This window comes from Dyadobacter sandarakinus (assembly GCF_016894445.1).
Classification (GTDB): Bacteria; Bacteroidota; Bacteroidia; order Cytophagales; family Spirosomataceae; genus Dyadobacter; species Dyadobacter sandarakinus.
The window spans coordinates 1346373-1370898 of sequence record NZ_CP056775.1; the positions used below are offsets into that span (position 1 = coordinate 1346373).

15 protein-coding genes are annotated in these 24526 nt (G+C 52.5%); 4 read left to right on the top strand and 11 right to left on the bottom strand.

The genetic code is table 11. The features are described from left to right. Positions 1 to 9: 9 nt before the first annotated feature. From HWI92_RS05430 to HWI92_RS05445, 4 genes are read right to left on the bottom strand one after another with little or no spacing between them, the layout of a single operon-like run. A complete protein-coding gene (locus HWI92_RS05430; protein ID WP_204661397.1) occupies positions 10 to 399 on the bottom strand; it encodes a DUF5618 family protein in 390 nt (129 codons plus the stop codon). A gap of 55 nt (positions 400 to 454) precedes the next feature. Beyond that, positions 455 to 3598 carry an efflux RND transporter permease subunit gene (locus HWI92_RS05435; RefSeq protein WP_204661399.1) on the bottom strand — a complete coding sequence of 1048 codons (3144 nt, stop codon included), beginning with the start codon at positions 3596 to 3598 and terminating at the stop codon, positions 455 to 457. A gap of 12 nt (positions 3599 to 3610) precedes the next feature. Further along, positions 3611 to 4621, bottom strand: coding sequence for an efflux RND transporter periplasmic adaptor subunit (locus HWI92_RS05440; protein WP_204661401.1), 1011 nt, complete (start codon positions 4619 to 4621; stop codon positions 3611 to 3613). A gap of 2 nt (positions 4622 to 4623) precedes the next feature. Continuing rightward, positions 4624 to 5880 (bottom strand): TolC family protein, encoded by a 1257-nt coding sequence (locus tag HWI92_RS05445; RefSeq protein WP_204661403.1) that lies wholly within the window; start codon positions 5878 to 5880, stop codon positions 4624 to 4626. Positions 5881 to 6111: 231 nt separating this feature from the next. Between HWI92_RS05445 and HWI92_RS05450 the strand changes: the two genes are divergently transcribed. From HWI92_RS05450 to HWI92_RS05465, 4 genes are read left to right on the top strand one after another with little or no spacing between them, the layout of a single operon-like run. Next, the gene (locus tag HWI92_RS05450) at positions 6112 to 7476 is read left to right on the top strand and encodes a sensor histidine kinase (RefSeq protein ID WP_204661406.1); all 1365 of its coding nucleotides are present in this window, start codon (positions 6112 to 6114) and stop codon (positions 7474 to 7476) included. Between the two features lie 16 nt (positions 7477 to 7492). After that, complete coding sequence (locus tag HWI92_RS05455; protein ID WP_204661407.1) at positions 7493 to 7867, top strand: response regulator; 375 nt, start codon at positions 7493 to 7495, stop codon at positions 7865 to 7867. Next, positions 7864 to 8907 (top strand): adenylate/guanylate cyclase domain-containing protein, encoded by a 1044-nt coding sequence (locus HWI92_RS05460; protein ID WP_204661409.1) that lies wholly within the window; start codon positions 7864 to 7866, stop codon positions 8905 to 8907. Before HWI92_RS05455 ends, HWI92_RS05460 begins: the two co-directional genes overlap by 4 nt. After that, entirely contained in the window at positions 8904 to 9494 is a 591-nt protein-coding gene (locus HWI92_RS05465; RefSeq protein WP_229248931.1) for an HD domain-containing protein, read from the top strand. The genes HWI92_RS05460 and HWI92_RS05465 overlap by 4 nt, the downstream gene beginning before the upstream one ends. On the opposite strand, the gene HWI92_RS05470 is transcribed toward HWI92_RS05465, so the two are convergent. The 7 genes from HWI92_RS05470 to HWI92_RS05500 all read right to left on the bottom strand — a co-directional run bounded on the left by HWI92_RS05470 (position 9488) and on the right by HWI92_RS05500 (position 24502). Further along, on the bottom strand, positions 9488 to 12742 hold the full coding sequence (locus HWI92_RS05470) for a cyclic nucleotide-binding domain-containing protein (protein ID WP_204661411.1): 3255 nt from the start codon (positions 12740 to 12742) through the stop codon (positions 9488 to 9490). The two genes, HWI92_RS05465 and HWI92_RS05470, sit on opposite strands and share 7 nt — an antisense overlap. A gap of 48 nt (positions 12743 to 12790) precedes the next feature. After that, positions 12791 to 15064, bottom strand: a complete 2274-nt coding sequence (locus HWI92_RS05475) for a cation:proton antiporter (protein WP_204661413.1) — start codon at positions 15062 to 15064, stop codon at positions 12791 to 12793. Positions 15065 to 15242: 178 nt separating this feature from the next. After that, entirely contained in the window at positions 15243 to 16727 is a 1485-nt protein-coding gene (locus HWI92_RS05480; RefSeq protein WP_204661416.1) for a mandelate racemase/muconate lactonizing enzyme family protein, read from the bottom strand. 376 nt (positions 16728 to 17103) lie between these two features. Then, on the bottom strand, positions 17104 to 18036 hold the full coding sequence (locus HWI92_RS05485; protein WP_204661418.1) for an RraA family protein: 933 nt from the start codon (positions 18034 to 18036) through the stop codon (positions 17104 to 17106). A 24-nt stretch (positions 18037 to 18060) separates the two neighbouring features. After that, positions 18061 to 19593 carry a SusD/RagB family nutrient-binding outer membrane lipoprotein gene (locus tag HWI92_RS05490; protein ID WP_204661420.1) on the bottom strand — a complete coding sequence of 511 codons (1533 nt, stop codon included), beginning with the start codon at positions 19591 to 19593 and terminating at the stop codon, positions 18061 to 18063. A gap of 166 nt (positions 19594 to 19759) precedes the next feature. Beyond that, positions 19760 to 23224: a SusC/RagA family TonB-linked outer membrane protein gene (locus HWI92_RS05495; RefSeq protein WP_229248939.1), complete on the bottom strand. Its 3465-nt coding sequence runs from the start codon at positions 23222 to 23224 to the stop codon at positions 19760 to 19762. Between the two features lie 180 nt (positions 23225 to 23404). After that, entirely contained in the window at positions 23405 to 24502 is a 1098-nt protein-coding gene (locus HWI92_RS05500; RefSeq protein ID WP_204661422.1) for a FecR family protein, read from the bottom strand. Positions 24503 to 24526 lie beyond the last annotated feature (24 nt).

Below are 24526 nucleotides of genomic sequence, written 5' to 3' on the forward strand. Positions count from 1 at the left end.
CACGTAAGTCTATGCGTAGGACGTCGTACGTTGCTCAACCCAGTTGATGATCTCTTCCGCGCGTTTCAGGCCGGACTTGGCAACATCAACATCACGGTTTCCATCATAACTCATAGACAAGTGCAGGATATCATAAGCGATTCCAAAGTTGGTCAGTACTTTCTTATCCATTCCTGAGAGCTGCTCCCGGTACCAGGAAACATCCTTGCGCCCCTTCTTTTTTTCACCAAATAGAAAATCAAGAGCTACCAGCACGCCCGTATATGCAGCATGACCCGCAAGCTTTACGTATTTGGGATCCTGGTAATAGTCATCCTCCTTGCCTGCCTGCTCGCTGAGGATGGTCCTGGCATTGGCCAGATAACGTTTTGCCTCCTGAATCGAAATTCGTTTGCTCATAAGTTAGTGTGTTTGAAAGATGGTGATCCATGCAAAAATATCAATTTTACACACTTTACAATGCTGGCTCCTCCTGTGCTTTCCCGGACTTCCGGTTTCGTTCGGCCCAAAGGTAAAGCGGCGGCATGAGGATGGGAGCAAAGATCAGCGTACTGGTAAGCCCGCCGATGATCACCGTAGCCAGCGGTCGCTGCACATCCGAGCCTATACCTGATGAAATGGCCGCAGGTACCAGCCCGATGATCGCCACCACCAGGATGGATAACAAGGCCCGCAGCTGCTCACCGGATGCTTCCAGCACGGCAGTTTCAAGCGGGCCGGAATAGCTTTGGACCGTCCGGTTGAGTGCGGATACAAGCAGTACACCGGCCATTACCGAGATTCCAAAAATGCTCACAAACCCTACGCCCGCCGACACGTTGAAATAATAACCCCGGGCCAGCAGCGCGACGATACCACCTCCCAGCGCAAACAGGATACAGCTCATCGTCACCATCGTATGCGAAAGTTTACGGAAAAGCATAAAAAGGAACAGAAAGACCATCACAACCGTAAGCGGGATCGTAAATGCCAGCTGCTTACCGGCACGTTTCAGGTTCTCATACTGTCCGCCGTAAATAATGCTGTAGCCTTTGGGGACATGTACTTTTGCGTGCAGTTTGGTTTGCAGCTCAGCCACAAATCCGCCCTGGTCGCGCCCGCGGATGTTGGTACGGACGGTGACCATTCTTTTGCTGCCATACCGGTATATATTGGTTTGCCCTTCTATGAAATGAATATCTGCAAGCTGGCTCATCGGGATTAGTGCACCGGTGAGGGATGGCACCTGCACATTTTTGATCGCGTCAATGGAGTTGCGGTAATTTGGCAGAAAGCGCACGACAATGTCGTACCGCTTCGTACCGTCGTACAATGTAGAGATGGTCTTGCCTCCGATCGCAGCCTCGATCATATTCTGGATGTCGGCCACGTTAATGCCAAACCGCGCCGCAGCTTCCCGGTTGATGTTGATCGCCAGCTGCTCCTGCGGACCTTCCTGCTCAATATTCACATTGTCTGCTCCGCGGGTAGCCTTTACAATCTTTGCAATGTCCTCCGCTTTCTTGCGCATCATGTGCAGATCATCGCCTACGATCGACACGGCCAGGTCGGCTGCACTTCCCGTCACAATTTCCATGACCTGATCAATAATGGGCTGGCCGGATGAAAAAGATACCGCAGGCAGCTGGGTCTGCAGGTCGGTTTTAATTTTTTCAACCAGTTCTTTTTTGGTGATGGTTTTACTCCATAGGTCATAGTCTTTCAGGCCGACCAGGATTTCATTCCGGTTGGCCGGAAACGGGTCGGTGCCATCATCATTGCGGCCCGTTTGCGTGATAACAAATGCAATCTGCGGGTATTTGGCTATGATCTTGCGAATCTTTGGCGCATAGCTGGCATTTTCCTGGATGGTAATGCCCGACGGAAAGTTTCCCCTCAGGAAGATGGAACCCTCATCCAGCGTCGGCAAAAACTCAGTACCCAGCCTGATCCCGAACAAAACCATCACCAGCACCAGGCTGAATCCTGCCAGCACAGCGGTCTTGTAGTTTTTGAGGAAACCGCGCAGCGACCGTACATACCATCTGGTCAGAAAATCAAGCACAATGTTACGGTGCTCTTTCATCGGCTTTTCCGGCTCAGACAGCGGCTTGGCGTAAGCAAATGAAATGAGCACAGGAATAAAGGTTAGTGCAGCCAGCATGGAACCAATGACGGCAAATGCCAGGGTCAGTGCCATCGGGGAGAATAGCTTGCCCTCCACCCGCGTCATGAGCAGGATGGGCATGTAGGCAAGAATGATAATGGTGACGGAAAAGAAAATTTCCCTGCCTACTTCCTGTGCAGCCTCGAAAGTGATATGCACGATGCCCAGCTTCTTCTCCTCTGGCGTCGCAGAGCGGTATTTCCGGATCAGATGCTCAGCCATCACGCAGGCACCGTCCACGATAATCCCGAAGTCGATTGCACCAAGAGACAGCAAGTTTGCCGGAATGCCGGTCAGACGCATCAGTATAAACGCAAACAGAAGTGAAAACGGGATCGTCAGGGCGACCACAAGCGCACTGCGTACGCTGCCCAGGAAGAAAATGAGCAGTATGACCACAATGCTGATTCCTTCAAAAAGGGTGTGGGCTACCGTTTCCAGTGAATGGTCAATCAGAAAACTCCTGTCGTACAAGGGGCGCAGGTGTACGCCTTCGGGCAGCTCGCTGGCTTGCAGGTCTGCCATTTTTTCTTTCAAAACCTTCAATACCTCGCTCGGGTTTTCATACCGGCGCAGCAGGATGATGCCCTCCACACCTCCGGTAACATCGGTATGGTCCTGGGTAATGGTATAGCCCATCACGCCGCTGGGCGGTGGAGGCGTGATCTCAACCGTTGCTACGTCACGTACAAATACAGGAACCCCGTTGTCAGATTTAAGCACGATGTTCTGGATATCATGCTCGTTTTTGATCGCTCCCAGCCCGCGGATCGCGAAGCCCTGGCCACCGCGTGAAATGATGTTTCCGCCCGTATTCTGGTTGTTGACCTGAATTGCATTCAGTACGTCCTGCAGGGACAACTTGTACTTGACCAGCTTTTCGGGTGAGGTAATAATGTGGTATTGTTTGAGCGGACCGCCAAAGGTGGTCACGTCCGCAATGCCCGGCACCTGCAGCAGAGCGGGCTTGATCACCCAGTCCTGCAGGTCGCGCAGCTGGGTCGGACTGTAGCTCGGCGGCGCTTCTACCACGTAGCGGAGGATTTCGCCCACCGCGGTCGACAGCGGCGCCAGCTCGGGCGCAACACCTTCCGGCAATTCAGCCGAGGCAAGACGCTCGGTAACCTGCTGGCGCGCAAAGTAGTCGTCAGTGCCATCCTTAAATGTAAGCTGCACAACCGACAGCCCGAAGATCGTGCGGCTGCGGCGGTCGAGTACGTTGGGCGTATTCTGCAATGCGCGTTCAATAGGTACGGTCACCTGCTGCTCCACCTCCTCGGCAGCACGGCCTGCATATTGGGCCACAACAATAACATTGGTATCAGCAATGTCCGGGTAAGCCTCTATTTTAAGCTGGGTAAAACACCAGTAGCCGATGCCCATGAGCGCAGCACTGACGGCCAGCACAACCCAGCGGTTACGCAGGCTGAATGATAACAAATTCCTGATCATCTGGATAGGAGGTTAATAGCCGAATGAAAGACCTTTGAGCTGCATGACGCCACGTACTGCTACCTGTTCACCGTTTTTTAGTCCGTCGTAAATGATGATGCGGTCACCGATCTGATCGCCCGGGCTTACTTCCCGGCGTTCAAAGAGACTTGTGCCTGTTTTTACAAAAACATAATTCTTTCCCTGGATCGTAATCAGCGCATCTTTGTTGATACTCATACTATTACCCTCACTCAGCCCGAATGCCACCGTACCGAACATGCCCGCCTTGAGCCGGCCATCGGAGTTGTTGATCGTAACCCGCAGCTTGATCATACGCGTGGTTTCGTCCACGAGGTCGGCGATGTCGTCGATGCGGCCGGTAAAATTATCATTGGGGAAGGCGGTAAACCGGATCGTGCATTTACTGCCCTGTTTTACCTTATTGATTTCACTCTCTGGTATATCGCAGATGATGTAGGTCGTGCCCGCAGGTGCCTGCCGGAGCTCTCTAGGTTCAAACCCGCCCGCCTTCAGCTTCGTCTCATGCTCAATGATTGCCGAGCGTTCATTGATCAGGTTGGTCTCTTCCATAGAGAGGGCCGATTGTGATTCGAGCAGGTCTTTGCCGGTAGCAGCGCCGTGTTCCTGCAGATCCTGAATGCGCGAAAGTTCTGTTTTACGCTGGCGGATGTTGATGTTCTGGATCTGGTTGATCATCGTCAGGTGCTGCAGGAGCTGCGTATAATTGCCCGACAGTTCTGGATTATCGAACAATACGATGTTGCCTGAAGCACCTTCACTGGACCGGATGACCGTGGCCGACACCTTTGCAGGTGCGGTAATATCCGCCATCAGCGTGCTTGTGGATACCATTTCTGTTTGAAAAGAAGTAAGACCGGCTTTGTTGGGAAAGCTGATGCGCGTGCCGTCAGCATTGACTACCGGCGTAATATTATCCTGCTGAACCTGCTTGTTTTCTTTGTTTTTGCAGGCCAGTACCAGGGCAGCGATGAGGACGCTGCAAAGAATCGTTTGCTTCATTGTTACTGTGCGATTTGATTGATCAGCCCCGAGGCGAAAAGTAGGTCGATATAGCTTTGGCGGTATTGGAGAAGCAGGTCAAAGTACTGCTGCTGGGTGTCCAGCCAGCTTCTTTGTGCTTCCAGGTAGTCTATGATCGTCGTGCCGCCACGCAGATAAGAATACTTGACACTGTTCAGGATGTTCTGGGATTGGGTAAGCAGCTGGTTGAAATTCTGAACATTCACTTTCTGCATTTCATAGGAGCGGTATGCTGTCAGGATTTCCGTCGACAGTTGTGTCTCTGTCGCGCGCAGGTCCTGCTGGGCTTGCTGGCGGATCGTCTCAGCCTTCCTGATCTCACCCTGGTTTCTTGAAAAAACCGGTATTTCCAGCGTTCCGTAGAATCCCATATAATGCGCCCGGTTCTGCGGGTTGTAAATCAGCCCGAGTTCCGGGGTAGGGAGGGCTGTCGATTTCTGCAGTTTGATGTTGGCATCCGCTGCATCCATGGTCGACCTGATTACCTGCACGTCGGAGCGGTTCTGCAGGGCCTGCTCTACCAGTGAGTCCATGCGTGCCGGAAATGCAAAAAGGAACTGGTCGCTCGTATCAACCAGTACCGAGTCTGTGGTACCCATCAGGAACTTAAGGCCCGTAAGCTGGTTGCGGTACTGCTGCGCGGCCGTTTTCAGCTGAATGTCAAACTGGCGCGCCAGGAGCTCGGCCCGCGCAAGATCCGTGGTTGTGATCGCCTGGTTTTTCAGCCGCAGGCGGTTGATCTCTGCCAGCGAGTCGGCGTTGCTTTTGGCGGTGGTGAGCAGGTCCAGCTGCTTGCGGGCCGCCCAGGCATCGAGCCACTTTTGTGCTACTCCCTGAAAGAGGTTGCGCTCGGTTTCAGCATATTGCCGCTCGGTAAGCCGGGCATTCTGCTCCGCCAGCCCGATTTTATTGCGGCGCTGCACAGGCAGCTGGAACGGCTTGGTGACCTGCCACCAAACCTGCCGGTTTACGCCATCGTACCAGGAGGTGTGCTCCGGAAAACGGGAGGGCTGCACCAGCTGAAGTGATTGGTTGTTAAGTACCGGATTGGGACGGAGCGAAGCCGTCGTGATGTCTGCCTGTGAAACGGACAGGTTGTACTGCTCTCTTTTGAGCACCGGATTGCCGGTCTTGGCCGCCTGCAATGCCTGCTGCAGCGTATAGCGCGTCTGTGCTCCGGCGCCGGCTGCATGGAGGAGCAGCAGCAGGATTACCGGTTTAAAAACTTTCCAGAACATGTTGGTGAGTGTTTAGCTTCTTGCCGGCAAAGGTTCGTCAGGCTGGTGAAAATGGCATTAAAAAGGTTTTATAATTGAATTAAAATGCCGTTAGAAATAAATTAGACTCGGATGAAAATGGTAGCAGCAAGGAAGCCTGCCTGTGCCTGCTCAGGCTGATTTGTGCCGGAAAATATTTACTTTGCCTCCGATAAAATCGTCATCTAAAAGCGCCAAGCAACAAGCACTGGAATGGATTATTTCCTGGTTTCATTTTTCCTGATCCAATACACACGTACCTCCCTGCAGACGGCCGTGAACATGCCGCAGTGGGACAAAACATTGCTTTTTGCCCGGTATACATCCATAGGGCTGATTGTCAGCTACTATGTCAGCGATGAAGGGGCGTGGTTTGCGTGGTTATGGCACGCATTCTTGATCTGGCTTGTGTATACTTTGTACCGGAATGAAGCATTCAGACCGCTCCGTTCACTGGTGCAGTCTGTCATTCCTTTTGTAGTGATCTCGATCCTCAATGATTTTACCGAAGCTGTATTTCCTGATTTTTACAAAAAATATGACGATTTCCTGGGCATAGCGAAATCATTTGCCTTCGTCCTCTGCTTCGTGATCTGGTTTTATGCAAGAAAACAGCAAAAAGCGCTCTTGCTCGAACGTGAGGAGCGGATCCGTGAAGAGCGGGAGTCCAAAGCGCAGAAGGAATCACTGGAATACCTGGTCAATGAACGTACCCGCGAGCTCACCCAGCAAAAGGAAGAACTCCAGAAAGCCATCGAAGAACTAAAATCAACACAGACCCAGCTCATTCAAAGTGAAAAAATGGCCTCACTGGGCGAGCTCACCGCCGGTATTGCCCACGAAATCCAGAATCCGCTGAACTTCGTGAACAACTTTTCGGAAGTATCGGTAGAGCTTTGCACGGAACTGGAAGAGGAAATTGAGAAAGTAAGCCTTCCTGACGAAGACAGGGATTATATCAAAGGCATTATCGCCGATCTGAGCCAGAACCAGCAGAAGATCACCCACCACGGCAGGCGTGCGGATTCCATCGTGAAAGGCATGCTGCAGCACTCGCGGGCCTCCTCGGGTGAGAAGGAGCCGGTGGATATCAATGTACTGGCCGACGAATACATGCGCCTGGCCTACCATGGACTTCGTGCCAAGGACAAGGAGTTTAATGCAGCCCTCACGACAGACTTTGACGGCACCATCGGGAAGGTAAAAGTACTCCCGCAGGATCTCGGAAGGGTTTTTCTGAACCTTTTTACCAATGCATTCTATGCAGTTGCGGAGAAAAAGAGGAAACTTGCGGCAAATGGCGGTGAAACCGACTACCGGCCGGAAGTGAAGATTTCTACAAAAAAGTTTGACAATACGCTCTACATCCGGGTCACTGACAATGGTACAGGTATTCCGGAACACGTGAAAGCGAAGATTTTCCAGCCATTTTTCACCACCAAACCTACCGGACAGGGCACCGGCCTGGGGCTTTCCATGAGCTACGATATCGTGACCAATGCGCATGGTGGCACGCTGGATGTTGAAAGTGTGCCCGGCGAAAGTACTGTGTTCAAAATATCCCTGCCGGTAACCTGAGTGCCGGCTTTATCTTATGAAAATACTAGTTGTTGATGACGAAGAGGATGTACGGTCCCTTTTTGAACAAAAATTCAGACGCGAAATACGCAGTGGCCAGCTTGAATTTTCTTTCACCTACTCGGGTGAAGAAGCGCTCGCGTTCCTGCACGACCACCCGTCGGAGGTTGTCATGATCCTGTCGGACATCAATATGCCGGGCATGAGCGGCATTGAGCTGCTGAAATCCATCCGGAAGGAGCACCCGGCTGCGCCGCCCATGGTGATGATGATCACGGCCTATGGTGATCGTGAAAATCATGATCAGGCCATTCATCTGGGTGCGGACGATTTCCTGACAAAGCCGGTGAATTTTACAGAACTGAAAGAAAAACTGCTCAACAATTTATGAAAGCCAAAATTCTGGTGGTGGACGATGAGGCCGACCTGCAGCTACTGATCAAGCAAAAGTTCAGGCGGCAGATCCGGGAGGGGGAATATGAATTTATTTTCGCGGAAAACGGGTTTCAGGCGCTGAGCACACTTGTGCAGCACCCCGACGTGGACATGGTGCTCACCGACATCAACATGCCGGAAATGGACGGATTAACCCTGCTCGTCAGGCTGGGGGAGGCGAGTCCGATGCTCAAATCGGTGATTGTGTCTGCCTATGGCGACATGCAGAATATCCGGACCGCCATGAACCGCGGCGCCTTCGATTTTTTGACCAAGCCCATTGACTTCCGCGACCTGGAACTTACCATGGAGAAAACCCTCCGGTATGTCACTCAGCTGAAAGAAACCGTGAAAGCGGTGCGCGAAAACGACATACTCCGCATGTACGTGGACTCTTCGGTACTGCAGTTTATGACGCAGGAAGAATTTGAAAGGTCGCTGATGTCGAGCGAAAATATAGAGGGTACAGTCGTGTTTATGGATATGTGCGGCTTTACTGCCATCTCGGAGCGGGAAAAACCCGACCGGGTTGTTAAGCTGATCAACAAGTATTTTGATGTGATGGTGAAAGAGATCATCGCGCAGGGAGGACTTGTGGATAAGTTCATGGGCGATGCGGTGATGGCCGTTTTCCGCGGCGAATACCACCTCGACCGCGCCATTGAATCTTCACTGTCCGTGCGCAATCACATCAACGGGTTCAAGGAAGAGCTTTCCGAAGGTGACTACTATCCCAAGGTGTCTATCGGGATCAATTCGGGCGAGATGGTTTCCGGGAACATCGGGTCCGAGACGCTGAAAAGACTGGATTATACGGTGATCGGCGACTCTGTCAATGTAGCCCAGCGGCTGCAATCAGTGGCCCAGCCGGGGCAGGTGGTCGTGCAGGAGTCGGCTTATGAGTGTATCAAAGAAGCTTTCCGGTGTAACCTGATCGGGGAGGTCAATCTTAAAAACAAATCCGACTCAGTACGGATTTATGAAGTGCTCGAATGATCATGGACGTGGAACGTGCATCGTCGTACATCCTTGGTGAGCTCGGGAGCCGCCTGCCGGCTGACCTGTTTTACCATGGACTTCACCACACCCTCGATGTGGTGCGTGCAGCCATGGAACTGGCCGCTGAGGAGGGTGTCACGGATGAAGAAGCATTGCTCCTGCTACGTACGGCAGCCCTGTACCACGATGCCGGCTTTATGGTGGTGTACCGGGAGCATGAGGCCGAAGGTTGCCGGATTGCGCAGGAGGTACTGCCTGCATTTGGCTACTCTTCCCGGCAGGCCGATGCGATTTGTGGAATGATCATGGCTACAAAAATCCCGCAGTCCCCCGCTACGCACCTGGAACAGATCCTGTGCGATGCAGACCTCGATTATCTTGGACGGGACGATTTTGAAACGATTGGAGCTACCTTATTCGAAGAGCTTAGGGCACGCGGCCTTGCCGGTAACCCGGACGAGTGGAACCGCACGCAGGTACATTTTCTTACAGCACATCAATACTGGACCGCAGCTGCACGCAGGAAGCGGGCACCCCGGAAAGCCGCTCATCTGGCAGGATTAAAAAACCGCCCGGGCTATTGAGCCGTCAGCAGACGCATTTTCTCATTTTGTACCCTGATCCGCTGGCAAAGAATCCGCAGTACGTTGCGGAGGATCTCATCACGCTCTTCCATCAGTTCGAAAAAGTCTTCCTGGTCAATGCGAAAAACAAGGATATCGGTTTCTGCCAGCGTAGTGGCCGACCGGGGTTCGGTATCCAGCAGCGCCAGCTCTCCGAAAATTTCACCTTTGTCAAACAGTGCAAGCTGGCGGCTGCCGTCATAAATCCCGACCTGGCCGGCATAGATGATGTACATGGAATCGCCCAGATCCCCTTTGGCAAAAATCTGCTGACCCTCGGTATAGCTTACTTCGCGCATGATCGGAGCAATGGAGCTCAGCACGTTTTCGGGAGTTTGTGAAAACAGCCTTGTGTTTTTCAGAACAATTACCCGCTCCATCTCGGAAATCTGCTGGGTCGTATCTTCGTGTTTCATGGTTTTTGGGAATGAAGTGGGGAGAAATCCTGCTTCCGAAAGTGCCTTGCTGCGCGCAGCGGCTGCCTCCCGGATGAGCCTGGACCGATGACTGCCTAATCCTTCCAGCAGGATGATGTCTGTGCGATCAATGGCGGCTCCGGCTGCCAGGGCAATGGTCCAGGGTGTGAAGGCTCTTTCTTTTTGGGTCAGAATATAGGTAATGATCGGCATGCCGGCATCCTGGCTTCCCATGTACTGGCGGAGTGCATCACGCTTTTTCTGGATAGAAATATCTTCGAAAAGCGCATGAAGCGAAGGGTACAGCATACGGGGCAGGAGGCTCTCGATCATCTCAATGGAATTGGCCCGTTTTTCACGCGAGGCATGCCGGATCCCCTTCCATGCATTTTGCACGGCATCTTTGTCATACTGGATCATAAACAGGTAGAACAACCGCTGACCGGTGAGTTCCAGCTCAAATTCCAGTGCATTATTCCACAGCACATTGGCTCCCGACTCATCCATTCCGTTTAGCAGCAGGTACGCATGTATCAGTTCTTTTTCAACAAACTCGGACACAGCTTGCTTGTACTCAGCGATTAACGAATAATTGGTCAGCGCTTTCAGAGCGGCCTGGTGTGTGAAGGTATCGGTATGGTACGTACTGTTTGAATGTTCTGTATGCAGGGAAAGTTTGTTCAGGTAGATATTTTTAGTAAGGTCTAAAAGTATTTGAAGTACAAACTCATGACGGAACTTTTCCGCTACCCTGATGAAGTTATGTAGCCTCCTGCCTGACTCGTCTCCGCGCAGCCAGTTCTCTACCATCCGCGCACCCTGGTCGCCGCTACGGATGAGTGCGGCCATGGTCGGCTTGCGCAGGTGATCGGTCAGGTAGGGTTCGAGATTGCGCAGGTATCCCGCATTTCCGGATCGGGCGGCTACTTCAAGTGCCAGGTTCTGCACGGCAGGTGTGCCATTTACAAGGCATTGTTTTACGAGATCTTCAAACGGGTGCAATCCGGTGGTCTGCAGACATTCCAGGCCGGCAAGCCGGGCGGCTTCATCGCCGGAGTCCAGCAGCCGCCGCAGGGTACCATGGATCATGGGCAATGCCTTACCTGCTTCCCAGCATCCGGTAATGCACCCTTTTACAATATCAAGGTCGGGGTGGGCAAGGTAGCGGGCGATCGTTTCTTCAGATAGCCGCGATGATGAGCACGCGATCTTCACCGCCAGAGTCTGGCAGGCAGCATCGGGTTCGTTCTCGATGTATTGGGTGAACTTGTCCGGCAAATCTGGCTTCGCAGACAAAGCCAGGGTTTGCAATGTTTTCAGGCGGACAGCAGGAGAGTTATTTTTCAACAGTCCATCAATGTTCTTTCTGAATATAGAAGGCTTGTTAGCGGCGAGCCAGTCTATCGCATTGATCACCTCCTCCTGTCGCGGGCTTCTCAGGTTTTCTTCAATGATTGGCAGGGCCACAGCAGGGGAGGCCATTTCGCCGCTATGGATAAAACGCTTGCTGATCGCATTTTTCAGTTCAAGAATATAATGACCGTATGCCTTGCGGAATGCCAGCAATGCAGCGAGTGCAAAGAGGAGTGAGAGGTCGAAAGTTAGGCTGATGTTGCCAAGTTGCTGGGTGTAAATAATCGCAAGCAAAGCGCCGGCTACGATCATCCCGAGCGGCTCAAAAAGTCCTTTGGCCAGCGTATGTCCTTTGAGGCGCACCTTGGTGGCGAGCGGCTGGAACAGCACCAGGAAGACAGGATCGAAAATGGTGCGGCGAACCAGCTCAAACAGGAGGTAAGCTACGCAATAGTAGACCAGCAGGGAAGGTTCATCCTTCCGAAAGTAGGACGAGATCAGCAGCCCGAGCGAAGTTGCAATGGTGATGAGCGGAAGCAGGTACAGCGTGAGACGTACCCCGAAGCGCTCCACCGTTTTCCCAGAAAAAATAAGTTTTACAAAAGTAGAGATCACATACGTGGCCGTCAGCAGCGAACCCACGAACACGATCACATCGTGCTGGCTGTGAAACTTGTATTTCACATTGACAAAAAAATGGTACTCGATCCACGTGGCGGTGGCCGAGACAGCCACCATGCCCAGGCAGAGGGAAGTCAGCAGCTTGTTGCCCCCGAAGTATTTCTCGATAATCTTTGAGCCTGATGATACGGCCTGCCTGGTGCGGGCGTGATGCGGGTTGGGAATGTCGGTGTGACGGAAGGTGAGCAGCTGCGTATAAAAAGCCAGTGCAAAGCACACTAGGGAAATCACCAGCAGGATCATCAGTACCGAGGGCGAATGAATGAGGACCGCCAGCACGGCACCCAATGCTTTGGCCGGCATATCGCCCGACCCTATTACACTGAACAGCCGCTTGCTCTGGCGTACATCAAACACCAGCGCCGACAAGCCCCAGAATTCGAGATTGATAAGCAGGTAAATAATGCGGTAACCCACCATCACGGCAATCGCAGTAGCAATGCCGTGCCCGAGCCAGAGAAGACCCATCACCACCATCACCATGAACAGGGACGATAGCATGGTGCCCAGGCTCAGGCGTTTGAGGAGCAGATGGTGCTCGTAATGCTCGTAGACCTTCCCCGCCAGCATGACGGCCGCGCCTGCGGCGATATATGCGATGGGGAGCGAGTACTCGGGATGATTTTCGAGCAGGAGTACGTTGGCCGACACATACACCAGCGTGGTGCCGATGTTGATGAAAAAGTTATGTAAAAAGAATAGGGAAGTCTGCTTGTTGAAGTAATTGGAAAGATTGGTGTCTTTAAAAAACGATTTCATAAAACGGATTGCTTATGCGGCTCATGTAAAATAAACACATTAACCTCATTAATCCCGTATCACAAGCACCGAAGGCGACTGCGAGAGCCACACGCTATGCGCCTCCACGGCTTTTTTCCAGCTTGCAAGGCTCATCACCAGCAGGTCGAATTGCTGCAGAAAATCCCTGTCCAGCGCATTGCCGTAATGCAGGATCACACGCTCGGGGGCAGTTTCCTGCACCGCTGCGAGGTGGCCCGTCACGTCCGGGTTCTGGCTCAGGGATTCGGAGGGGTCCATAATAGTCACCTCGGCATCACCCGAGAGCAGCATTTTCTGTCCGTAACGCAGCAGGAACTGGTCTGCCGGAGCAAATACCGGAATCAGGATGCGGTGTACGCGGGCCAGGTTCTTCTCGATCAGTATGCCCACCGGTACCTTTACAGAGCGGATGATATGGGTTGTTTTTTCATCAAACACATCTGAATGAAAGAACTTTTCCTTACCCGTGAGTGTATCAGACCAGCGTTCACGGCTGATGATCTTAGAAGTAAAGCCCAGTACCTTCCCCAGGAATGTGCCTTCAAAAACCGACCTGCCCATGCCGATCACAAGCATATCGTACTCACCGCTGTTGGCAGTATCGATGATATCATTGTCAATGTTTTTTGAAGGTCTGAAAAGCGGGGCGAATGTGGTACCGAGGTGCTCGGCTTCCTCGGTGATCGGCCTGAAAGTTTCGGCCTGATATGCCTCGGTATTGACCTGATTGAGGTAGCTGCTGGGGGAGAGGTGCAGTGCCGTTATGTGCTGCGACTCGGCGTCTTTTTGCAGAAAATGATAAACAAGCCTCAGCATTTTCTTGCCTCCCTGCGGACTGGCAAATGCAATAAGTACTGAAAAACGCGATGGAATGGCGCTTTCCAGCATACTTTCCCAGTTGTTCTGCGGTAAAAAGCGGTCGATGAGGTCGAGTGCGGGGCCTGTCATGCAAGTGGTAGCCAGCGCCATAATCACCATCATTGCAAAAATCTCGGGAGAAAGTACGCCGATGTCGTAGCCGATGTTAAGTACCACCAGCTCCATCAGCCCGCGGGTGTTCATCAGCGAACCGATGATCAGGCTGTCGCGCCATGATTGCCGCACCATACGGGCTGCGATGGCACTCCCGAGGAACTTGCCTGCGACCGCCGCGAGGATGATCAGTCCGGTGATTTTCCAGAGGTAAATGTCGTTCAGCAGTCCGATCTGCGTGCGCAGTCCGGTGAAAACAAAAAAGAGCGGCAGGAGCAGTACAAGCGAAACGTCTTCTACTTTCTCGGTAAATATGGTCCTGAAATTCTGGTTGGCAGGCATGATCACACCCGCCATGAATGCACCGAACAGGGCATGGATGCCGATGATCTCACTGCAGTAAGACGAGAGCAGCAGTGTCACAAAGAACACGGCAACTACCGGCTTGGTAAGACCTTCGCGGTAGGCATAATGATCGCCGATGCGTTTCAGGAACGGGCGCACCAGTTTGAGCATGATCACTACATATACCACGGCCAACGCAATGGTGTACAATGAGCTCAGGAACGATCCCGCCTTCACGATGGCGATCACGGCCGCCAGGATACACCAGGCAGTAATATCGTCTGTGGCTGCACAGGTGATCACCATGGTTCCCAGCCGGGTGCGCGACAGCCCGCGCTCCTGAACGATGCGCGCGAGTACGGGAAAAGCGGTAATACTCAGAGCGATACCGATAAAGAGTGCAAATGAGAGAAAGTTGATGCCTGCCGGTGCAAAACGCTGATAAATCATCAGCGCCAGGCCCACCCCCAGGGAAAAAGGCAGGATGATACTCGCATGACTGATCACCACAGCTTCCTCGGCTTTGCTTTTTAATGTTTTGAGATCGAGTTCCATGCCAATGATGAACATGAAAAGGATGAGGCCAATCTGACTCAAAAACTGCAGATTGCCCAGCGATTGGGCTGGAAAGAGGAAAGCCGATACCTGGGGAAAGTACATGCCCGCCAGCGAAGGTCCCAGAAATATCCCTGCTGCGATCTCACCCACTACCGACGGCTGCCCGATTTTCCTGCACAGAAAACCGAAAATCCTCGCGATGAGGATGATAGTGATGATTTGCAGCAGAAGAATGGCGAGAGGGTGCGAAAGACCATGCCTGAAAGTATCCCAAAACTGCTCCCACGAGCTGGTTCCTGGGTCTTTGCTGCTGGCAGCAAGTGCAGGGCTTTCCAGGTTTTGTCCCTGCTGCATGAAAAAATAAAGAAGTGTTGAGAATACCCCTATCGTGATAATGTAGAAAAAGAGATTGCGCAGGTTTTTCATCTATATGGAACGAGGTGAACAGCGCAAAGTACCAAAATAATGAAGATAAGCCAACTCTGAGGCCATGAGGCCACTTTTTGAGCGCCGGACAACCGGTCAGCCCGGCAAAAAAATCGCCCCGGTGATGCCGGGGCGAAATGTTATCTTTTGGTTAAGAAAAAAGCGGGCGGATTGGTGCCTAGCTCCACAGCCGGTCGTGGGAGCGCTTGTCGTTCCAGTCGGGCGTAGGTGCAAAGAAACTTTTGTCTTTTGGAAGCAGGTGCTTTTTCACTTCCTCTTCGTTCAGCTCGATGCCCAGCCCGGGTGCGTCCAGCGGCACATTGGCGAAGCCTTTGTCGATCAGCCTGCGGCCATCTGTGGTTTTGACCAGACTTTCCCACCAGGGTACATCCACCGAGTGGTGTTCAAGCGCGAGGAAATTCTGCGTAGCTGCGGCACAATGCACATTGGCCATAAAGCTCACGGGAGTTCCGGCAAAGTGCATGGCCATTGCAATCCCGTTTTCTTCAGCATAGTCGCCAATGCGCTTCGTTTCCAGGAGTCCACCCGATGAAGCCAGGTCGGGATGGACGATGTCTATCGCACGTTTGTCGATGAGCGTTTTAAAGCCATCTTTCAGATAAATATCCTCCCCGGTCAGCGTAGGAGTTTCGAGTGCGTCGGAAATCGTCCGCCACTGGTCTGTAAACTCCCAGGGAACCATGTCTTCCAGCCAGGCAAGGCGGTATTTTTCGAGTGCTTTTCCCAGCCGGATGCCGTTATTCATATCAAAATGGCCATAGTGGTCGGTAGAGAGCGGTATTTCGTAACCTACCGCGCTGCGTACATCGTCTACTACCTTGGCCATTTCGGCAAGGCCTTTTTCTGTGATCTGGATACCGGTAAACGGGTGTTTGGTGTTGGCGTAAGAGTAGTAGTCGCCCGACCATTGTGAAAACCCGCCACCCCAGAACTTGTTGTTTACCACGCCATTTTCCACGTTTCGGAGCATTCCAATGGATACGTCCATTTTGAGCCAGGTATATCCCTGATCCACTGTACGGTACTTGATTTTTTGTTTAAACTCGGCAAGATCGTCAGATTCCGGGGTATCGGCATACAACCGGACCTTGTCGCGGTAGCGGCCGCCAAGCAGCTGCCAGCAGGGCACGCCGTAAGCTTTTCCGCAAAGGTCCCAAAGCGCCATTTCCACAGCGCACACCCCGCCGGCCTGGCGCCCGTGAAAGCCGAATTGTTTGATCGATTTAAATAACATTTCCACGTTGCACGGATTATGCCCCAGCAAATGTGCTTTAAGACTCAGCGCATAGCGTTCATCGGCCCCGTCGCGTACCTCGCCTAAACCGTAGATCCCCTGATTGGTGTCGATGCGGATAATAGGCGTCCGGCCTACATTCTGTACGATACAATACCGTAGATCGGTGATTTTCAGGTCGGAAGGTTTGGACGCCCGGTTCACCTTGCTGGTAGCCTGCGCAATGGTGTCTTCGGTGGACATGGACATAAAGCTCCCCAGCGCAATGCCGCCGATGGCCGAATTGCGGAGGAAGTTCCTGCGGCTGGGCTTTGTTGCCGGATCGTTCATCTCTGCAAGATGAGCTGCTTTTTCAGCTGCTTCCAGTTGCTTGTTCTGTGCAATAATGTCTTTTAAGATGCTTTTCATAAGTAGTTTTTTGTAGAATTTCTAAATACTGTCTTTAAGATGTTTAGCGTTGAAGCCCCTCCTTTGTCACCCTGAGCGGAGTCGAAGGGCGATGCGGCCACGACAAACCACTTTTTACCTCGCTTGTTGCCATTTGCTATTATCAAGCTTAAATGGCTTCATAGTCGCCGCACCCACCCTCCTTTGTCACCCTGAGCGGAGTCGAAGGGCGATGCGGCCACCACAAACCACTTTTTACCTCCTTTGTTGCCATTTGCTATTATCAAGCTTGAACAGCTTCATAGTGGCCGCATCTGCCCTTCGACTCCGCTCAGGGTGACAAGGGATGGGAGGAGCGGTGTTGAGGGAGATGACGTGCCTTACATAGCCGTTCTACCTAGTAATTTCTGTCTTTCAGATAATCATCCAGCTCCTTCTTGGTCATCGGCAGCTTGCCGGGGTAGTTGTTGACCCAGTTCAGGAAATCTTTCTGGATCGCATCGGACCATTTGGTGTCGATCTCGCCGGGCGTGTACTTGCCCTCGCGCAGGCGCAGGTGCCCGAACTCGTCGCGCAGCGCTGTTACCTCAGAGGTAATCACAAGGTCTTCCACCAGGTGAGCGGGAATGAAGATGGTACCGTATTTTTTGGCCAGTACCACATCCCCCGGCAGCACGGTGGCGCGGCCGATCCGGATCGGCGTATTGATGTTGGACAGCATCATCTGCTGGATATAGGAAGGATCATTTCCTTTGGTCCATGCATTGAACCCCTTGATTTCGCTCAGCCCTTCCACGTCCCGGACCGACCCGTAAAAGATCACCCCACGCTTCGATTTGGCATAGATAGAGTTACCCAGGTTATCACCGATCAGCGTGCCGTCGGCAATTTTGCCGTAGCCGTCGGCCACGTATACATCGCCTTCTTTGAGAACATCAATGGGCCAGGAGTTGGTACCCCCGGTTTGTACCCGTCCTTCTTTCTTGCCCATTTCCTTGACCAGATCGGCCAGGTCAGGGCGGAGCGGTACGTATTGGGCAGTGACGACGCGCCCGGTCATGACGCTGTCCGTATGGATCAGCTGCCAGTCTCCCTCAAACTGATTGTTGTAGCCCTTGTTCCGGAGTACGCCCCAGGCTTCTTCCATAGAAATGTTTTTGAGGCGCGCCAGTATCGCGTCGGAAACCCTGGGCCGTCCGTCGGCGGAACGTTCGCCTTTCCAGGCCGATGTGTAGGCTTTCAGCTGGTCGGGCGTAGGCGAGACGGATTGCGCCTGCGCACCGAGCGTACAGCATGCAACCATCCCTGCGAAAAAGGTTTTTTTGATCATAAAAGTATATTAAGCGGATAAAGATTATTTGTCCCAGAAAACGGGTGTACCTAACTCATCAGGGCCCATGCGGGCTACTGCTTCCCTGTAATTGGCCTCATTCACCGAACGCTCGCGCACCGGATAAACCAATCTCCTGATAAAGTCTTTGACGGAAGGATCTTTACCCGGATAGGTATTTACAGGCAACGCAGGAAAGCCGCTCCGGCGGAAATTGGCCCACGCTTCCGAACCATTCAGGAAGGAGGAAACCCAGTACTGGCTGTTGATCTGTTCCAATGCATTCGCCGGCGTAAATGGGTGGGCGGTGAGGTAGGCATCCTGACTGGCCGCGGGGATTGTCGCAGCCACATCATAGGTCGCCAGCTGCGACATATGTGCTTTTACGCCAGCCTCGTACAACGCTTTTACATCTCCCGCAGCCCAGCCGCGCTGTACGGCTTCAGCCAGTAAAAGCGAGGTTTGCGAGTAGGTGATGAAAAACTCGGGTGCATCAATCTTGCCCAGTGTCTTACGGTTGATCTGCGAGTATTTGAATGCAGCCCCGATCTTCCCGGGAAAGCCGGGCGCATTGGCAATGGTCGATTCATTGTACCCGTAGGGCATGCCTTCCTGGTTGGCAGGATTGGTGTCCTCCGCTCCGGCGGTGGCAATCGGGTTGCCGGGGGTTTCGTACTTCACGGCAATGACGCTCAGGCGGGGATCTGCATTGGCTTTCAGATAATCCACAAAGGCTTTGCCAAGATATACGTTGCCTCGCTCGGTACCCTGAAAGTAGTTTGCCAGCGGATGGTTGAAAGTGCTGTTAAAGGCGATGAATGCATTGTCGGCATTGGAACTCTGCAGACCTCCGTTCGCGGGATCCACCGCTACCGCCACAAACTGTTTTGCCTTGTTCTGGTCAATTTTTGTATACCGCATCGCGGCACGCAGAAGGAGCGAGTTGCCCAGTTTTTTCCATTGTGCAATGTTTCCCTTGTAAAACAGGTCACCGATTTCGATTGCCTTGCTTGCATCAAGACCCTTGGTGCCTTCGCTGAGCTCTTTCAGCAAGTCGTCGTAAATCAGCTTCTGGTCGTCATATTTGGGTAAGTTGATCTGCTCAAGAAATCCTTTTCCTGCCTGGAAATAGGGGACATCCCCATAGGTATCTACCAAAACCATAAACACATACGATTTCCAGATCCGCGCCATATGGTACAGGTTACTGCGGGCCGGATTGTCTTTCGTCTGAGAAATGACAGTTGTCAGCAGGTTCACCGGACCGTTTTGCAGGTAAAGCGAGTTGAAGTTCGCATTGGAATTTGGATCAGACACTGCATTGTGGTTGCCGCCTTCAAGCACACCCGTGTAAGGTGTATTGATCTGCTGCACAATCTGAAGCTGATAGTTCTGCGTAGCGATCGCCGACGAAAACTGTGCATTGGAGAACAGGTAACCCGGATCAATGCTGGTCGCCAGCACCGGGTTTTTGTTCACATCCTCAAACCCCTTGTCGCAGGAGCTGACCAGGACGAGGAGGCAGAGGGTTGTGATATGTGAGAGAAGTTGTTTCATGTTTAGTTTTGAATTAGTGAATGAGTGAATTAGCGAATGATTGAATGACTGAATGACCGAATGATTGAATGAATGAGTGATTTAGTGATCAATGACCCAATGACTGAATGACCCAATGACTGAATGACCGAATGATTTAGTGACCCAATGACCCAATGCCCATTTTTTACAACTTAATATTCAAATTAACCCCATAGCTCCGGGTGGTGGGTAGGGTGTGGGTTTCGATGCCCTGGAGGTTGTCGGAGGCGGAGACAGCAGCCTCGGGATCAAGGTTATCGATGTACTTTTTGATCATCAGCACATTGTAGCACATGGCCGAAATGCTCAGCCCTTTGACAAACGTCTTGTCTCTTACGAAGCGGGAAAGATCGTAGCTCACAGACAGGTTTCTCCACCTCACGAATGCGCCATTGTAGACAAACGGGGCGGCCAGGTTGGTGCTGCGGTATTGGGTGTAAAACTGCTGCGCTTCCACGCGGGTCGTGTTTGGCAATCCGTCGGAGGTAACCCCTTCGAACAGTACACCGCCTTCGCGACCTACGAGTGAGGGTTTGGAAATTCCTTCACGCAGGAAGTTCAGGTTGGAGTTGGAAAGGATTTTGTGACCCGCCTTGAAGTCGATCTGGGTTCCGATGCGGATACCTTTTACATTGAAATTGTTGACCCAGGCACCCACCCAGGTAGGGATGGCGCTGCCGAAAGTGGTCAGCTCACCCTGCTGGAACAAGCCGCCTGCCGTGATAATGCGCCCCTGTGCATCTCTTTTGTAATCAAAACCCCGGAGTGACGCGAGCGGCTTGTTGAGCTCGTGTGACACGATCCCGAAGAACTCGCCCGTGCCTACGTCAAACCGCTGCTGCCGCGGCGGGCCCGGTGCCAGCTCAATCACTTTGCTGATATTATAGCTGCCGTTAAAGCTGGTTTCCCAGGTGAAAGCCTCTGTCCTCGCCGGTACAATGGTAAGCAGGAACTCAATACCGGTATTACGCAGCTTGCCAACATTCACTTTCGTCTGGCTGAAACCCGATGTGTTCGAAATATCCACGTTCAGGATTTCATCAACGGTGTTTTTGCGGTACACTGACATGTCCAGGTTAAGGCGGCTGTCAAATGTTTTCAGTTCGAGTCCCAGCTCGGTTTCCTTCACCTTCAATGGTCTCAGGTTTGCATTTGGCGCCACCGTCGAAGGCAGGTTACCCAGGGCAGTTCCGTTGAATGGGTTTGCATTGATCCCGTAATAAAGATTATTGGAGTACGGGTCCGTGTCGCCGCCCACTTCTGCATAAGCCGCGCGCAGTTTGCCGTAAGTAAGCCACTCAGGTGCACTGGCAAATGCCTGGCTGAATACAAAGCTTCCGCTTACAGAAGGGTAGAGGTAGCTGTTGGATGCAGGATTGAGCGTCGAAAACCAGTCGTTCCGCCCTGTGACATTTACGAAAAGAAAGTTTTTGTAAGACAGCTCCGCAGACCCATAGAAGGAGTTGACCTTCTTCTTGCTGTAACCATAATTTGGATTCTTGATCTGCCCGTTTGCAACGGTATACAAGTCGCGGACATAGAAGTTGGTGACCGCCGTAGACAAATTATCATTGATCTGCGTCATCTGGTTGCCGCCGAGCGTCACATCGATCCCGAAATCGCCGAACGTCCGGTTGATACCCACGAGGAAGTCGAGGTTGGTCTCCCGGAAAGTAGCTACATCCTGGTAGTAATACCCGTTGAAACCCGTAGTCACAGCACCGATGGAGCGTGTGCCGGTCGGGCGGTTGTAGTTGTAAGGTCTGGTGAAATAATCCTGACCGATGCGGCCCTGCACAAACAACCAGTCTGTAAAATCGTAGCGGACAGAGGTATTACCAAAAATCCGGTCGCGGCGCACATTCTCAAACCGGTCATAAGCGACCCAGTAGGGGTTGTTACGGTTGGTAAAACGCGCCAGGGGCATCTCATTTCCGTTAGCATCCTTCCGGTTTTTGAGCCACTCGGCATCAATGCTCGTGGCCAGGGTATAAATGGTGGTATTGGCATTCATGTCCTGGATCCCGATCTGCGGCGGGTTCTTGTTGTACTCGTTCGAGTAGTTTGCATTCAGCTGCGCAGAAAGCTTTTTGGTAAACTTATAGTTCAGACCCAGGTTGAATATCTTCTTGTGGTAGTCAGAGTTCGGCATGATGGCATTCGCGTCTGTATTGGCAAATGACAGCCGGAAATTTCCCTTCTCATTTCCGCCTGAAAGTGCTACCGAGTTGGTGAAGCTGGTTCCGGTGCGGTAAAATTTCTTGATGCGGTCTTTGTGTGCTATGTAGGGGCGCATGCTGCCGTCAAACTGCGGGGACATGGCACCGTCAAGCCTTTCACCAAAAGCAAAAACCCCCGAGCTTTGCGCTTCCGCTACCGAAGTAGGCCTTTTGCCAAATTCTCCCTGGCCAAACTCGTATTGAAAATCAGTATAATCAAGTGCCTCCTGTGCCTGGAAATTGGAGTTCAATTCCACGCCGATCCCCGTGGTTTTGCTTCCGCTTTTGGTGGTGATAATGATCGCTCCGTCCTTGGCCCGGAATCCGTACAATGCGGCTGCCGCAGCTCCTTTCAGCACCGTCATGGACTCGATATCGTCCTGGTTGATGCTCTGCAGACCGTCACCAGCATCCGAAGAACCGCCCGTGGGATTGCCCGTACCATTTCCATTGGATCCACCCGCCGAGACGCTGCTGTTGTTGATCGGAATACCATTCACAATGATGAGGGGCGAGTTGTTGCCGCCAAATGAGGATTGGCCGCGGATGCGGATTTTGGTGGAACCTCCCGGACCGCTCGCTGGCGGCGTTACATTGAGCCCCGCCACTTTGCCCTGCAGACTGTTACCCAGGTTGGTTGTGCGGTTGGTTGTCAGCTCCTCGGTATTGACGGTGGCCGTCGAGTAACCCAGCTTTTTAGCATCCCGCTTGATACCGAGCGCTGTCACAACCACCATTTCCAGGTTACGGACATCAGGCTGCAAAGTCACGTCGTACACGCTCTGTGCGTTCAAAGCAACCTCCCGGGGCGTGTAGCCTACATAGGAAAACACCAGGGTACCGCCATTATCCGGCACAGTCAACTGAAATGCGCCTTCCGTATTGCTGGCAGTTCCCGCCTTACTTTCTTTCAGCACAATGCTGACGCCGGGAAGCGGCTGGCCTTTCTCGTCGAGTACCCTGCCGCTCACGGTACGGTCGGGGAGGTGACTGGCAGGAAGCTCCATCACAGCGCTGGCCGGCTGCATTGTGCTTTTGATAAGTACCACCTGTTTACCCTCCACTTTGTACGTGATGTTGGCTGGCCTGAAAAGGTCATCCAGTACATCACCCAGCGGCCTCTCCACCGCATTCACCGAAACTTTGCGCTGGGAACGCAGCAGGGCCGAATTATACGTAAAGCGCAGCTGGGTAAGCTTATTGAGGCGCGTGAGTACAGTCTTCATTTCCTGGTTACTCAACTGAATGGTAACCTTCTGGCGCAGGATATCCTGCACATCCACAGGGGCTGCATAACTTGTCCCGCCGGAGATAAGGGCAATTAAAAGCTGGAAGAATGCAATGTGTATTGTGCCATGAAGCAGCCGGAAAAGGTGTCGATGTTTTTTCATACTCTGTTGGTTTGATGTTTCTGAAAAATGATTGGGCAAAACACTCCGGAAACTGCGGCACAGGGTACCGCCTGGAGAAACGTACTACCGGCAGTTGCCGGAATAGCGGGCAGTGAACCTCAATTCATAGGCATATCGGTTAGGTTAACAGGCATGGCGTGGAAATCGGTGTGGCTGGGGTCAGCTGCATCCCTTGGAATGGATGAGCACCTGTCCATCCACCATCTCGTAAGTCGCACCGATGGCTTCACAAATTGCATTCAGGCGCTGTTTCAGATTTTCATCGCTGAATTGCGCGCTGATGCTGCATCGCGCCAGCAGCCCGGTATCACATTGGATATGAATGCCGTAAGCCTTTTCCATCGTGCGCAGTACCTCGGTAACGGGGCGATCGTCAAAAATGAGCTCGCGCGACATGACTGATTCGGTCAGCAGGGCACGGTTCGCTACTGCGCTTTTTTCGAGCCGGTGCTGGTCGCGGATGAACACGCCCTGCTGGTTGGGCATCAGTACCAGCCCATCTCGCTCCGGATCGGTCTCCATTTTGCCGTTCTGGTGCGTTTTTTCAGGATAAACAGACACCCTCCCGGTTTTGACCAGTACGGTTACCGTGTTTTCTTTTGTAAATGCCCTGACCCTGAAACTGGTACCGAGCACACGCGTTACGGTTTCGTTGGCATACACCAAAAAGGGCCGCTGCGGGTCACGTGCAACATCAAAGAATGCCTCGCCGGAAAGTCTGACCTGCCGATCGCCCAAGCCGAACCGCCTGGGGTAGGTGATAGAGCTACCCGGGCCGAGTATTGCCACGCTGTTGTCGGCGAGCAGAATGGTCATTTCACCTGCGGTGTCATTTGTTTTTACAATCAGACTGTCGGCCCTGGCGGCTATTATAGTGTGAGCTGCGGGAGTTTCCGGCAACCATCTGGTCACCACCCAGGTGAGTGATGCCACCATCAAAACCGATGCGGCAATCTTCCGGCTGCTTACCCCCCAGATTTGGAATCTCCTGGAAGCAGGTATGGGCCGTGTGCCCGCTAGACGGGCGATTTCCAGACTTTCACGGCGGATCGTATCACCGGTGAGCGCATCGGAATACAATGCCTGCACAGCAAGTAAAAGCTCCCGGGCCTGGTGGAGCCTGATACTTTGTTCGGGATGGTCCTGCTGCCAGCCGTCCCAAAAACGGGTTACCTCCGGATCAGGATTCAGTACCCACTTTCTGAAAGTTGGGTCAGCTGCAAAATCCTCCGGTGAATAATCTTCATAATCCAGCATAGAATATTTAGGACTTTACATATG

Excerpts from the sequence above, each read along its gene's own strand:
- HWI92_RS05430 (WP_204661397.1), bottom strand. The coding sequence starts at position 399 with ATGAGCAAACGAATTTCGATTCAGGAGGCAAAACGTTATCTGGCCAAT.
- HWI92_RS05435 (WP_204661399.1), bottom strand. The coding sequence starts at position 3,598 with ATGATCAGGAATTTGTTATCATTCAGCCTGCGTAACCGCTGGGTTGTG.
- HWI92_RS05440 (WP_204661401.1), bottom strand. The coding sequence starts at position 4,621 with ATGAAGCAAACGATTCTTTGCAGCGTCCTCATCGCTGCCCTGGTACTG.
- HWI92_RS05445 (WP_204661403.1), bottom strand. The coding sequence starts at position 5,880 with ATGTTCTGGAAAGTTTTTAAACCGGTAATCCTGCTGCTGCTCCTCCAT.
- HWI92_RS05450 (WP_204661406.1), top strand. The coding sequence starts at position 6,112 with ATGGATTATTTCCTGGTTTCATTTTTCCTGATCCAATACACACGTACC.
- HWI92_RS05455 (WP_204661407.1), top strand. The coding sequence starts at position 7,493 with ATGAAAATACTAGTTGTTGATGACGAAGAGGATGTACGGTCCCTTTTT.
- HWI92_RS05460 (WP_204661409.1), top strand. The coding sequence starts at position 7,864 with ATGAAAGCCAAAATTCTGGTGGTGGACGATGAGGCCGACCTGCAGCTA.
- HWI92_RS05465 (WP_229248931.1), top strand. The coding sequence starts at position 8,904 with ATGATCATGGACGTGGAACGTGCATCGTCGTACATCCTTGGTGAGCTC.
- HWI92_RS05470 (WP_204661411.1), bottom strand. The coding sequence starts at position 12,742 with ATGAAATCGTTTTTTAAAGACACCAATCTTTCCAATTACTTCAACAAG.
- HWI92_RS05475 (WP_204661413.1), bottom strand. The coding sequence starts at position 15,064 with ATGAAAAACCTGCGCAATCTCTTTTTCTACATTATCACGATAGGGGTA.
- HWI92_RS05480 (WP_204661416.1), bottom strand. The coding sequence starts at position 16,727 with ATGAAAAGCATCTTAAAAGACATTATTGCACAGAACAAGCAACTGGAA.
- HWI92_RS05485 (WP_204661418.1), bottom strand. The coding sequence starts at position 18,036 with ATGATCAAAAAAACCTTTTTCGCAGGGATGGTTGCATGCTGTACGCTC.
- HWI92_RS05490 (WP_204661420.1), bottom strand. The coding sequence starts at position 19,593 with ATGAAACAACTTCTCTCACATATCACAACCCTCTGCCTCCTCGTCCTG.
- HWI92_RS05495 (WP_229248939.1), bottom strand. The coding sequence starts at position 23,224 with ATGAAAAAACATCGACACCTTTTCCGGCTGCTTCATGGCACAATACAC.
- HWI92_RS05500 (WP_204661422.1), bottom strand. The coding sequence starts at position 24,502 with ATGCTGGATTATGAAGATTATTCACCGGAGGATTTTGCAGCTGACCCA.